General features: G+C 31.8%; 10 protein-coding genes. 2 read left to right on the plus strand and 8 right to left on the minus strand.

The window, feature by feature from the left end:
- Positions 1–63: 63 nt before the first annotated feature.
- A complete protein-coding gene (locus WAF17_RS01560) occupies positions 64–846 on the minus strand; it encodes a LexA family transcriptional regulator (RefSeq protein ID WP_338765389.1) in 783 nt (260 codons plus the stop codon).
- 294 nt (positions 847–1,140) lie between these two features.
- Here WAF17_RS01560 and mnmD point away from each other — a divergent pair, with 294 nt between their 5' ends.
- Together mnmD and WAF17_RS01570 are read left to right on the plus strand one after the other, a co-directional pair.
- Positions 1,141–1,863, plus strand: coding sequence for a tRNA (5-methylaminomethyl-2-thiouridine)(34)-methyltransferase MnmD (gene mnmD / locus WAF17_RS01565; protein ID WP_338765391.1), 723 nt, complete (start codon positions 1,141–1,143; stop codon positions 1,861–1,863).
- Between the two features lie 344 nt (positions 1,864–2,207).
- On the plus strand, positions 2,208–2,798 hold the full coding sequence (locus WAF17_RS01570) for an NlpC/P60 family protein (protein ID WP_338765394.1): 591 nt from the start codon (positions 2,208–2,210) through the stop codon (positions 2,796–2,798).
- A gap of 6 nt (positions 2,799–2,804) precedes the next feature.
- Here the strand turns inward: WAF17_RS01570 and WAF17_RS01575 are convergent, their stop codons facing one another.
- From WAF17_RS01575 to gmk, 7 genes are all read right to left on the minus strand, one after another.
- Positions 2,805–3,842, minus strand: a complete 1,038-nt coding sequence (locus tag WAF17_RS01575; protein ID WP_338765397.1) for an LD-carboxypeptidase — start codon at positions 3,840–3,842, stop codon at positions 2,805–2,807.
- Between the two features lie 230 nt (positions 3,843–4,072).
- Positions 4,073–4,600, minus strand: coding sequence for a hypothetical protein (locus tag WAF17_RS01580; RefSeq protein WP_338765400.1), 528 nt, complete (start codon positions 4,598–4,600; stop codon positions 4,073–4,075).
- Between the two features lie 185 nt (positions 4,601–4,785).
- Positions 4,786–6,468 (minus strand): SWIM zinc finger family protein, encoded by a 1,683-nt coding sequence (locus WAF17_RS01585; protein WP_338765403.1) that lies wholly within the window; start codon positions 6,466–6,468, stop codon positions 4,786–4,788.
- Positions 6,469–6,616: 148 nt separating this feature from the next.
- Positions 6,617–10,066 carry a hypothetical protein gene (locus tag WAF17_RS01590; protein WP_338765405.1) on the minus strand — a complete coding sequence of 1,150 codons (3,450 nt, stop codon included), beginning with the start codon at positions 10,064–10,066 and terminating at the stop codon, positions 6,617–6,619.
- Positions 10,067–10,152: 86 nt separating this feature from the next.
- Entirely contained in the window at positions 10,153–11,760 is a 1,608-nt protein-coding gene (locus tag WAF17_RS01595) for a reverse transcriptase family protein (protein WP_338765408.1), read from the minus strand.
- 862 nt (positions 11,761–12,622) lie between these two features.
- Positions 12,623–13,195, minus strand: coding sequence for a nicotinate (nicotinamide) nucleotide adenylyltransferase (nadD, locus tag WAF17_RS01600; RefSeq protein ID WP_338765411.1), 573 nt, complete (start codon positions 13,193–13,195; stop codon positions 12,623–12,625).
- A gap of 12 nt (positions 13,196–13,207) precedes the next feature.
- On the minus strand, positions 13,208–13,783 hold the full coding sequence (gene gmk, locus WAF17_RS01605) for a guanylate kinase (protein WP_338765414.1): 576 nt from the start codon (positions 13,781–13,783) through the stop codon (positions 13,208–13,210).
- Positions 13,784–13,881 lie beyond the last annotated feature (98 nt).

The raw sequence follows: 13,881 nt of genomic DNA on the forward strand, positions 1-13,881 counted from the left end.
ATTATGAAAAAAGCCTAACTCAAAGAGCTAGACTTTTCTATTTTACTGTTATTTTCTAGTGGCTTACTGGTTTGTTACAGTAAACTCTTGAAAGCGATCTTCTAAACGTTGCACTGCAGTACGCAAACCATCTAAATCAGATTGTGGAAGTGTTTTACCAATATATGCTACGAAACGCCAAACCTCTCCTACCTCTGCAATTTCTAACTCATAAGGATCGTATTGTGGATTCGTAGATTTGAGAAGCAAAGTTCCTTTTTCCTCTATTTTATTAAATACTTTTTTGAGAACAATTCCTTCGTTTTTAAGAACAATAACACATACTTGTCCATCTTTTACTTCGTGCCAATCTGTTACATATTCGCCAATTACGATAGTTCCAGATTGTAGAGGAAGCATTGAATCTCCTGTAATCTCAAAAGCTCTATATGTTCTGTCTTTTGGTAAGAATGGAAGTCTATATTTGGGTAAATCTTTTAAATACTGAACGTCTGTATAGCCTTTAGTATAACCTGCTGCTGCTTTTTCAGGAACCATTTCTATATTTTCATTATTATTTTCATCTACTGTAATAGCAAGAACTCGTAAAGAATCTGCTGCTACATAACGAGCAAGTCGTTTGCTTGGTGTATCCTGACTTTCTTCTTCAAGGTTTTTGGTTACTAAATTATCTATCTGTACTTCAAAAATTTGCGCCAATCGTTGTAATGTTTGGAGACGTGGTTCTGCCCTTCCTTCTTCATAAGAAGAATATGCTCCACGAGAAATAGAAGCTTCATTGGCTAATGCTTGTTGGCTTTTTTTGGATTTACGGCGTAAATAACGTAGATTTTGACTTAGAAACATAACAGTATTAATTATTTGAATAACAGTATTTTTAAGACACAATCGCAAATCATCATTATAATTACCATAATGTATTTATTGCAAAGTGTTTATGCTTTATATAAATAAAACTAATCTAATTTTAGCATTATCTAATAAAAGTAACTAAATTTATCAAAAATACCAAAATATTTTGAAATATATAAGCTTTTTAGCCAAAAGTTGCTAAGAATAGTTGCTTTTCCTCTTTTTTTGAGAAAAAAATATTTTAGAAAGTCTTTGGTAACTTCAATCTTTACCTTTTAGTAAATAACTATGAATAATAAAAAAGATGTCAAAAAACTAGAGCTTTCTTTTGTAGAAAGTAAAGATGGCTCTCATACACTTCTTCGACACGACATTAACGAAACTTACCATTCACATAATGGAGCGATACAAGAATCACTTTGGGTTTTTATAGATAAGGGTTTGAATTATTTAAAAGAGCAAAATTATACTTCAATCAAGATATTAGAGGTAGGTTTTGGGACAGGATTGAATGCAGTTTTGGCATATCAGTTTGCAAAAAAAAACGAAATTAAAATAGAATATATATCTTTAGAGCCTTTTCCAGTCCCTTTAGAAATTACTGAAAAACTAAACTATACTGATTTTTTAGGAGGAGAAAGTGAAGCTATTTTTAATCAATTACATCAAGTTAGTTGGGAAGAGAAACACCAAATATCAAACTATTTCTCAATAAAAAAGGTAGAATCTACATTAGAAGACTACAAGGGTAGTTTTGAAAGTCAAAGTAAGCTCAACTACTTTGATTGTATTTTTTATGACGCTTTTGCGCCTAGTAAACAAGCTGAAGTTTGGCAGTTATCAAACCTTCAAAAAGCATTTGATTTTACAAAAGAGAATGGAGTTTTAGTTACTTATTGCGCCCAAGGTCAGTTCAAAAGAGATTTGAAAGCAATAGGTTGGAAGCTAGAAAGCCTAGATGGCGCACCACCAAAACGAGAAATGATAAGAGCTACAAAAATAAGCAGCTAACAAAAACAATCTGTAATTAAATTCACTTTGATTTTAAAAGTTTTGTTTTAATACATAAGGAATTATTTTTAATTGTTAATCTAATTTCAACTGTAATACACGATTTGAGGCTATTAAATTCAATATTATTTGATAATCAAAGTAAAAAAATAACTTGGTTATAATTTCCTTTAAGGATTATTCTAAAGAGATAGAAAATAAAAATTCAAAAATTATAACTTCTCACAAATTATTATTTGTGGGTTTTGTTATAGTTTTATTTTTGAGCTAGTTAAGATATTTTGGAATAGTTTTAGAATAAAGTTTAGTAATTTTAAATCACTCTACTATAAAATATTCTATCTATGAAATCTTTTAATTTTACTTTCTTATTTATTATTTCTGTATTATTCTTTTCTAGTTGTAGCAACTTCAAGATTGTTACTATCAATGATATGAATAAAAACAAAGAAAATACTGAAAGCAATACTTTGAAAAACAAAGTAAAAATATCAAATCAAGAATCAGAATCTACATCAACCAGCGAAAATTATAAAGAATCTTTATCAAAAGCTGAAAAAGTAGTTGATGCAGCTCGTGAACAACTTGGAACTCCTCACCTTCTCAAAAATCCTAAAAAGAAAAGTGCTACTGATTGTTCGGGTATGACCTGTAAATCTTATTCTGTCGTCGGAGTAAATCTACCTCGGACTACTACTGGTCAGGCAGAAATGGGGAAGTTTGTTTCTAAGAAAGCACTTCAAAAAGGAGATTTAGTATTTTTTACATCAAAAAAAAATAACAGGAGAATTTCTCATGTAGGTCTTATCAGTCGTGTAGAGAAAGATGGAAGTGTTTATTTTATACATACATCTACCTCACGAGGTGTAGTAGAAGATGATTTCTACATGAAACATTGGCAGGATAACTTTGTTACAGCCCGTAGAGTTCTATAAAAAAAATTATTTGAATTTTAATACTCCACCTTCCTTATTCACTTCAAAATTCACATTCGCACCACAAATAACAGCTTCATTTTGGGCTGTATGTCCAATAGGAAAGTCAAAAGCGACAGGATAATTGTATTCTTGTACCAAATCTGTAATCATTTGCTCAACAGAAAAGCCGAACTGTTGGGCAGTCTGCTTTGAATCAGAAAAACTACCAATTATTAGTCCTTTCAAATTTCTAAGTTTTCCTGCTCGGTAAAGTTGCCACAACATTCTATCGATAGCATATAAATTCTCACCAACTTCTTCTAAAAAAAGGATTTTATTATCGGTATTTATTTCTGTAGGAGTAGCAAGGCTGTTGATTATCATACTTAAATTTCCTCCTATTACTTCTCCTTCTGTTTCTCCTAATTTATTTTTTGGATGAGGTAGTGAATTAATTTGATATGATTTGCCTAATAGAGCCTGTAAAAAACTTTCTATAGATTTTTCAATCTGTATTTTATCAGTAACTTCACTTGTATCTTGCTTTAGGGTATTTCTCACTCTTTTTTCGCCTTTTTTACTCTGTTGAATTTGTACTTTCTGAGAATCTGTAAATGATTTTTGAGTTTCTAAATTAGTTTGAGATTGATATAAATACTTAAACTGAACAGGCATAAAACCATGCATACTTTGAAAACCTAATTGATTTATTTTCAAATGAATAGCTGTAATATCACTAAAACCAATGAGCCATTTGGGGTTTTCTAAAAATTTATCCCAGTTGAGTTTGTCCAAAATACGTCCCATTCCGTAGCCACCACGAATACACCAAATAGCTTTTGTGTCCTTACAATCTAAGGCTTTTTGAAGATCAAATAATCGATGCTCATCAGTAGCTGCAAAACGAAAAAAATTATCTGTTAAATGAATTCCCACTTTTGGAACAAAACCTTTTTCTAGTATCCATTGTGTCGCTTTTTCTATATGATTAGAATCCACGACTCCAGAGGGAGCAATAAGACAGATTATGTCTTTAGGTTGTAAGAAAGAGGGTGTTTGCATGTATTTTTTTATTATTTAATTTTCACTCATACTTCTTGTGAAGAAATAAAGTTTTAAAAATAAGGCTAAAAAACAAGAAACGCTATAAAAAAATTGATAAAACTCTTTTTGAGCTAACTTAAAGGATTTAATTTATCTTTTTTAACGTGAAATCGGGATTATCTACTGATTATCAAATAGTTAGCCTATTCTTTTTAATCTTCGATGCTGTCCTTTCGGGCTGACCTTGATTAAAAGTAGGTCAGTCTCGTTAGAGCAGACCGAAAGTAGCTTTCCTTGTAGATAGAGAGATATTTCAGACTGTTTTTAATACCGAGTTCACGTTTTTTTAAGTAAAAAACTCGCACATGATTATTATTTCTACTAATATTCTTTTGTAACACTGCACTTGAATCAGTCAGAGAGCTAAAGTGCATGGTACCAAAAAAATAAGATTTTTTATTACCCATTCCATATTCTTGAATTATAAAATCAAGAGTTATAGAATCTTTTTGAATACAAATTCCTTTTTCAGATTGAAACAAGTAAGTTGTACTGTCTTTTATTTTTTCTTTAAAAGATAGAAAACCATTAAAATTGCTTAACATGTTTGCTTCTGAATCGTAAATAGTTGTGTCTCTTTGAAAAATTTCCACAGTTTTATATAAACTCCATTTTGATTCAAGAAACAAGTTTGTACTTTGAGAATCCAATTTGACAAAATCATCGTCTTTATTAGAAAAACATAATAACAATAAAATAAAAGTTATAAATTTCATAATATAGTTTATTTAATTTTATTAGGACTTTCGCAAATCATTTATAGAACAAAATTTTACTCTGTTATTTTTATTCCAGTAGGAACAATGCATACATTGTCCCTACACAAATACGATTTTGAAAAATAAAATTCGGTTGATTTTTAAAATTGCGAAAGTCCTAACTTTAAAAAAGAAAAAAACTTTTACACCCTCTCCATCTTCATTTCATTAAAATACATTCTCGTAGCCAACATGTGTTCACAAGCTCCTTTTCGAAGATTATTCATTTTGTAAAAATTACATTCACAACTAGCATCTACAATTCGCTCATCGTTATCTATTTGAACAAGTGTGGGATAGGTTGTATTTCTATCTCTTACTCTGCCTTTCAAAACAATTCGCTCACTTTTTTCGCCATCTTTATTGACGACATTTGTCGTATCAGCTTCTACTTGTACACCATCGTTTTTTATAAAACTTGTTGCTTTTTCTTCTTCTTCACTAGCAAAACGCAGCTTATCCATTGGTAAAGGGTCTTTAGAAAGCTCACGAACACGATAAACGCCCATTTTCAAATCATAAATTACTCGTCCTGCTTGTGTGTAGGCAGCCAAGGCAGAAGAAACCGTTTTATCATCTAAGTTTAGACGACGAGCCAGCGATGCCGAACTTTCAAACCAGTTTTGTTTGAGTGCATTAAAGACCGTTTTTTTAGTAAAATCATCTACTTCACTTCTTGGTGCCATCAAATCAAAATTCCCTGCTCTTGACCAATCGTTTGAAGTCCAACCTGAAAGACCAAGCGTAAAAGTCATATCAGATTCTAATTCTGCAATAAAAAAAGAAGGCAAACCAGTTCCTAACAAAACAACCTTAAAATTTTTAGCAATCGGAATAAGTCTTTCCAAAATCAGAATGCGTCGTCTTCCCCAAATACGAATTTCTTTGCTTTCACCTCCAGTATAAATCGAACAATGAAAAATCATTTCTTTATTCCAAGGCTCAATAATTATTTTGATAGGTTGATTTGGTTCTAAAACAAAACGAAGCGAACGAGGACTTTTTTTCTCCTTGAATCTTCTCAAAAACTGACACAAACTAAAAATATCCATCGGATGCAAATCTAGCGTAGTCGATGGTAATGTCATCGCAGAACTCACTTGCAAGAAACCACGCACCCACGTATCAGGCAAATCAATTTTGACTTCTTTATAACTATCTTCATTGGTTGTCTGAACTTCAAAACCACTTGGGTCAATCTTAAAATCTGTTTCTTTGTAGTTACGAATTTTCTGAAATTCATTATATAAAGTAGCCGAATAATCTACATTTGTAGTTCCACATTCAAACTCATTTATTTCCTTAAAGACATTATAACTACAACTCAATTTTCCATACGTAGATTCATCTTGACTAAAACACTCAAAAAATACCTCGTCTGGATGAACTGTAATTACTGGGTCAAGCACAAACCACGCATCTCGGTCTTTTTCGTATAGATAATTATAATATTCGCCTCGTGCTTTATAAAACGGAGCTAAGATTTTCTGACCTTCTTTATAGGATTCGTTCAATTCTTCTCTTACCTTCAACATTTTAGCTTTTACTTCTTCAATTTGAAAAGATTCCATGTATTCGGCAAGCCAAATTTGTTCTTGTTTTTCTGCCCACGCTTTATATTCTGTTTTGTCTTTGGGTTTGAAACGCAAATCTGAAACTACTACATGATGAAGCGTAGAAATTGCTTCACGAAAAGGGATTTTTTTATCCAATTTTCCTACAAAAAAAGTAGGTTCACGAAGCGTATCAGGAGCAAAAGACATTGCCGTCTGCTCTGAATTATTTATGATGTTGGTGTTTCCACCGTATTTATATTCGAAAAGCATAATTGTATTTTTTTGTGTTTTGCGTGTCGCTCGTGGGGACACGAGCAACGGTTAAAACGTTTACTTTCTACAAACATTACGCTGCTATGCAGCTAAAAATCAAATTCTACCATTGCTCATGTCCTCACGAGCGACCTATAAAAAAAAATTACTCAAAAACTAAAGCCACATTCAAATTATCATACTTCACTTTTAGTTTTTGAAGAATTTGTATAAATCGTTCTTTATCTTGAACGGTATTTGTAGCCACCAAATCATTGAATAAAGGAACAACCCAAAAAGCTGTTTCTTTTGAAGAAAAAGCCTCTTTTTCTAAGAAATCTAAGACTCTGTTTTTTGCAATTCTGCCTTTATTGACTTGCATCAAAACACAACGGAAATAAAATTCCATTTCTTTCAAACGCCCTAGATTTCCAGTTGCAAAACGTTCTAAATAATTAGTTGCAAAAAGCTGCATCGAATTGCTTGGGTGCTGACTGAGCATAGTGAGGTATTTTTCTCCATCTTTTTCTTCAAAGAATTTTGTAATAAGTTCCTTTCCAAAGGCTTCCACATCAAGACGAACCGAATCAGCAATAGAAACCAAACTATCTACATCCCAATCGTTTTCTGTGAAATTTTCTCTAAAAAATACCATCGCTTTCTCTCTGACATCATCCCATTTAGCATCCAAAATTCGTAAAGCTTCATCACGTTCGTAACGAATACGAGCCAAGTTATTTTGATAATATTCTATTGTCCAACTACGAATTTCTAAAAGCTCATGATTTGCTAAAGCTATAAGTTGTCGGATAGAAAGCTCTTGTCCATCTATGTCTTTTCCTTTGTTTGGAACAATGTGATTTTTGAGAATATGAAAACCTACAAACTGACCTTCTCTATAATTTCCATGTAGAAGATTAAGTGTAGTTTTGAGCGTAATTTTTCCTAAATAATTATCAAAATGATTGATTAGAAGTTCTGCAATTTCTTTATGAACACTTGGCTGTTCTGTATTTTGTTCTGAATCATTATTTTCACTTTGACTTTCAGAATTATTTTGATTATTTACTTGCTCTAATTTTGCTAATTCTTCTCGTTTTATTTCTTCTGGGTCTTTTTTGCGAAGTGCCAAAACCAATTTAGTTACAATAGATTCAGCAAACTGGTTTCCTTCTTTTGACTTTTGATTTACTTTATCCTTGACTAATTTTGTTACGATTTGAGTAGCTGAATTTCTCAAATTTTGATACGGAGAGACAAGCATATTTCCTAAAAGCTCATGCGCTTCTAAAAGAAAACTAGTTGGGTACGCTGCAAAGATTTCCATTCCATTAGCTCGTATTTCTTCTGCTTTACTCTCAAAAAATCCGTTCAAGATAGAAAAAGGAATATCAGTTGCCTTAATGAGTTTTGATTTTATAAGTAAAATATCACTTGCAAAAACTTGATTTTGAAGAGTTTTATCTTCCAAAAGCTCCAAAACGATGTTCCAACCTAAATTTTCTAAAACAAATTTTGCATTTGTTTTCAAGACAGTTTGAGCATCTTTCAAAACTTCAGTAGAGTAATTTTTATCTTTATTTTCACTCACGCCTAACATTTCAGAAATTGCTTTTCCTACAATAATCTGCCATTTTTCATTTGATAAATTGATACTTTTTAGAAAATCATTTACCCAACTTCTAATATCTGCGTATTGATTGAAGATAAGTTCAGAAACAAAAAGCGTAAAATTCACATCTTGTGTAAATTCTTGACTGTTTTTCTCAATAATTTCTTGTGCTAGTTTTCGTCCTTCTTCTACTTTTGAATTGAGAAGAATCAGAGTCAGTTCTTTATCAAAACTCTGCTCCAGTTTTTCTTTACATATTTCTACACCAAAAAAAGCAGGAACTTCAAAGTCAGAGGCTAATAATTTTTTCAAAAGCCTCACATCAAACTTTTCTACTAATTCTTCATATTTATCGTGTCTTTTTAGGTTTTTGTACGCAAACTCGTGTATTGTACCCAGCTTTGCATCTGCCAAAAGTTGAATATAAGCCTGTGGTAAAGCATCCCATTTTTGAGGAAAAAATTCATTTCGTTTGAAGCGTTCTTTTTGCTCTTGAAGTGTTCTTTTATTGAAAACTTTGATACGTTTGAGAACAGGTAGGCTTTCTTTTTGAGTTTTTGGCTGTGCATACCAGCTATCTGAAACCATTGTGATTTTTTCCTTCTTTCTCCATTTGTTTTGTGCTAATTCCAACTCATTATTTTGTCCATTCAAAATCAAATTGAGAAGTAAAGAAGAAGAGTTTTCTGGATGAACCACAAAGTTATGTGTATATTTTCTCGTATTTCTATCCCAAGAAGCATATCCAAAATTACTCACAAAATGAGCCTGATAATCTTGAGGTTGATAAGAAAGTAAAATAGAAGTCGCTAGTTTTACATAACTATGATTTTCGTCACGTTGAGCAATATCTTTTAGTCTTCTCAAATCTCTACGCTGAAAATAAGCTCTTGTTTGTTCTGAAAAGCCGATTTTTGAGTTATTAGTTTTGACTTCTTTTGTAACATCTGCAATCTGCTGATTTATCTCTGGAATGTATCTTCTTACACTATACGAATAATACCAATTATTTCTAGCTGTATCTTCTTTAACATTTGTGTGGCGATACATCGCTGTTGATTTTTCAAAACGATAAGAAAGTGTACCCAAAACACGAATATCATCACGCAATTCTGCCAGTTTATAGATTGAACGAATATATTTAAAAAATGGAGGACGCAAAGAAATCTCAGACAGCACATTCAAAACTATTCTATTCAAAAAAGGATAGGCAACAGTAAGTAAATAAAGTGTTTCTAAAAACTGAAAATCTTTTTGCTTTTCTTTTATTCTTTGCCCAATTTCCTTCTGTAAACCTTTTGAATTCTGATTTTTTACTAAATCATTGATTATTGGAGGAAGAAAGTCAAGTAATTTTTCTATTGTAGCTTGTTTTTCACTATCAATATTCAATAAACCTTCCATTGCTATTTTTTGAATATGATGAGGGTATTTTCCATTTCCTATATAATTCTTAAAAATAGAACTTGCCTGTGTGTCTTTACATCTCACTAGCGCATAGAGAATAGAATAAATATCTACCACTTCTAAACTGTCGTCTTTTTCAAGAATTTCGGTAAGAAGTGGAAGTGCTGACTTTAACTTCATTTCCCCTACTTTCCAAGCTACTCGCCCAGTTTTCCACTTGGTTTTGAAAATACTTTTATGTTCTACATTTGGATTATTTGCTTTCTGCACAGCTTCTCTCAAACGCTGTAAAATAGCCTCTTCTTGTGAAGATATTGAAGCAGGAAATTCTTTTTCTTTCTTAGTTTCGTTTGATGTTGTTTCTTTTTGATAGCCTTTTTTAGTTTTTTCAGTTTCTAAGGCTGTAAAAACGGCTTGTGCTTTCGGACGACCAACAGGAGAAGCTGTTTTTGTCCCTTCTTTTAGATTTGCTCCACGTTTTCCATATCTAAAATTGACAACATACAGATTTGAACCTACTTCGCAGAGGTCAATTTCATAGACTTTATCAGAATTTCCTTTTTTATAAAATAGTTTGCTTTGTTCTATTAGTTTCATAGTTATTTTTTGTACCACAGACTTCTAGTCTGTGAGTTGGAATAATGTATTTTTTGCACAGACTGGGAAGTCTGTGTTACAAAAGTTTAAAAAATATCCCACCAATCGGATTCTTCTGACTGACTTTCTGTTTCTTGATTGGATTCTTCTATTTTGTTTTCCTGTTGAACTTGGCTTATGTTAGAATTATTCTGATTATCAGAATTTTGATTGCCTTCTGTAATTGCCTTTTCAATATAATTTTCAGAATCAGGAATAGCATTTATTTGTTCGATAAATTTATTTCCTTTCTCTTCATCTACCATTTTTATAAAAGAAGCAAAACCTAAAGCTGCTTGTTTTGGATCAGAATGACTTCCCCATTTTTTGTCGTGTTCAAGGTTATTTTTCCAACCTGTTTTCGAAACTTGATGTAAAAAGGCTCTAAACTTTCTTACTGTCTTTCTATCTACACCTAATTTTTGTTTGTCATTTCCATTGACAATAATTCCTGTAACTTTCTGCTGACTACCTTTTCGCATAATATGCGTTTTGTCTGGATGCACTTCAAAGCCTTCACTTTCTACTACCTTTTTTGTAAAATAGAGCAACGAACCGATAATCTTATTTACTTTTTCTCTGTCATTTTTTAAGTCTAAATCAGAAGAAAACGTTAAATCATCAGCATAACGAGTGTAGGTAAAACCCATTTTTTTGGCAAGACCATTCAACCGCTTATCCATTTTGTAGGCAATAAGTGTAGTAATGGCAGGGCTTGCAGGAGAACCTTGAGGAAGGAAACGGTGCGTTTTTCCTGTTTCTTTATCGACTTTTTGAGCGTAATAAATCTCGCCATCTACACTTAGTTTATCCGTTTCATTGTGTGTAGTGAGTAGCGCAAAAATAGTAGAAAGCTGTTCTGAATAACCTAATTTTTGAAAAAGTCCTTTTACTCTTTTGTAAGAAATAGAAGGGAAAAAATCTTTCAAATCTAAGCTAATAACTAGATTTTTATTTTGATGTGGCTTGGCATTAGTCAGAATAGAACGCTCTTTGACAAAACCATGTACATTTTGATTAGCTTCAATTTTATCTAAAATATTAGCTTTAATCCAATTTTGAGCAGCTTTTAATTTTGGTTTTGGTGCAGAAATCAAACGTTTTCCACCTGATTTTTTAGGAACATGATAGGAATGATATTGACTAACCTTCGAAACTGAACGCTGAAAGGCTAAAAAACGAAGTTCTGAAATAGATTTATTTATTTTCTCTGAAAAGTCTGTCAAACTTTCAAAATAGGGAAGATTTAGACTTCCTAATTTTTCTCTGTCAGAAACTGCATTATTCAATCCTTTCGAAACCTCATTTCCCAAATAAACGATATTTGTCTTTTGAGTTTCTGCCCATTTTTCAGCTTTTAGTCTGCGTTTTTCTTCGTTTTTTTTCTTTGTTTCTGCCTGTTTTTCTTTAGAGGCTTTCATACGTGCAAGGCGCATTTGCTTTAGCATTGCTTCTCTGCTGTCGTATTGTCTTTGTTTTTGAGTAAGCTCGGCAAGTTCTTTTTGAAGTTGAGCTTGTCTATTGATAAGTTCTTCTGCAAGAGTAGGTTTTTCAGAATCTCCCCAAAAGCCTAAGCGTTTCATTTCTTTTAAAACGTAGTCTTCTTTTGAGGTTGCACGGATGCGTTCGTAGAGTTGTTGGCGTGTGATTGACATAAAACAAATAGATTAATTTGGCAATTCTTTTTCAATTCTTGCATAAAAATGCACAAGAATATCAATCTGCTTAAATGAAATTTATTCAGTAAAAAATGGCATAGTAGAAAATATCTGAAAAGATATTTAGATGATTTATGATACAATCTAAATAAATAATTTCAATTCCCTCACTAAAAATAATTAATTAACTTCTATTTGTTTGTTTGTTTGTTGTTACTTGGCTATTACACCAATATTTTTTGTTTGACTGATTACTATTTTGAAAACCTTCGTATTGTCTAAGGACTATATCTATCAACTCCAGACTAATGGGTACTACCGTTAATTTAAGAGCATCGCTCTGAAACCGTAAATTGATGGTAGTACCTATTAGTCATCATAAAGATAGTATGTAGTGAAGTATGTTCTGTATAAAGGCTTGAATGACGAAACATCATTCGTTCTGATAATTAAATCAGAAAGCAAGGTATTTCAAAATACTATTTTTAGAAAAATCAGTTATAAAATCTTCGTATTATCTGAGGACTATATCTATCAACTCCAGACTAACAACTACTAGTGGTTATTTAAGTGCAGCGCACTTATACCGTAAATGACCACTAGTAGTTAGTTAGTCATCATAAAGATAGTATGTAGTGATGTATGTTCTGTATAAAGGCTTGAATGACGAAACATCATTCGTTCTGATAATTAAATCAGAAAGCAAGGTATTTACAACTTCTATGTTTTTTCTTTAAACAGACTTTTCTGTTTGTTTTGATATTTCAAATATAGGAATAAATTTCTAACCTGCAAAGCATTTGCTAAATAAATTACAAATTTATTTTTATAACTCTACTATGAAAAGGTAGAGTGTATTTTATAAATAAAATTTCTTCGAACGAATCAGCGTTTCTACATCTTGAGCTACAAGATAACGAATAGATTTTTCCTCCTTTATCAGTTTTCTAATATAAGTAGCTGAAATATTTAATAAAGGAGCTTCTACAAATTTTATTTTTGGATGGTTATGAAACTCTGTTTTTGGCGTTCCTTCTCTTGGATAGACCAAAACACCATAGTATTCCAAAATCTGTTCGTAGTTTTTCCATTTATGGAAATGTGTTAGATTGTCTTCTCCTATCAAAATCTGAAAATGATGCTCTGGGTATTTTTCTTGAATATAGGTTAGCGTATCTATGGTGTAACTTGGCTTTGGCATATTAAACTCTATATCACTAACGCTCAATTTTTCATTATCAGCAATTGCCAAACGCACCATATCATATCTATCAAATTCATGAAGAAGTGATGATTTTTTTTTAAGTGGATTATGAGGAGAAACCACAAACCAAACTTGGTCTAAGTCTGAATTTTCTGCAATCGTATTGGCAGTAATCAAATGTCCTACATGAATAGGATTGAACGAACCAAAATAAAGTCCTATCTTCATATTCTACTCTTTTTATGCTTTCTTCAAAATAAATTCTTCTACTATCTGTTCGCTGAAATCTAAGGCTTCACTAAGTGAATCATTGATGACTACTTCGTCAAAAAAGGGAGCAAATTCCATTTCTATTTCTGCCTTTTCTACCCTCTCCTTCAATGTATCATCTGTTTCGGTATTGCGAGATAAGAGTCTTTTTCGCAATTCTTTTATAGAAGGTGGTTTTACAAAGACAGCTAATGCTTTATCTCCAAATTCTTGTTTTAAGGCTACTCCACCTTTTACATCTACATCAAAAACAACTACTTGTCCTTGACTCCAAAGACGCTCTACCTCACTTTTTAGTGTTCCATAATAAAGTCCATCATAGACTTGTTCATATTCTATAAATTCTTTATTTTCTATCTTATCTCTGAATTCTTCTACAGAAATAAAATAATAGTCTTTATTTGGTTTTTCATAAGAACGTGGGGAACGAGTAGTGGCAGAAGTTGAAAAACTCAAGATTTCGGAATAAACACCTAAAAGATGTTTTACAATAGTTGTTTTTCCAGCACCAGAAGGAGCAGAAAAAATGATTAGCTTTTGGCTCATAAGTGGTTGTAAAGTAATTGCCTGTTTTAGTAATAACTGATTTTTAGTGAAACAGTTTTGACTTTTATTTGCAAATGTTTACATACAAAATTACGAAA

Origin of the sequence: Bernardetia sp. ABR2-2B (genome assembly GCF_037126435.1) — a bacterium.
GTDB lineage: Bacteria > Bacteroidota > Bacteroidia > Cytophagales > Bernardetiaceae > Bernardetia.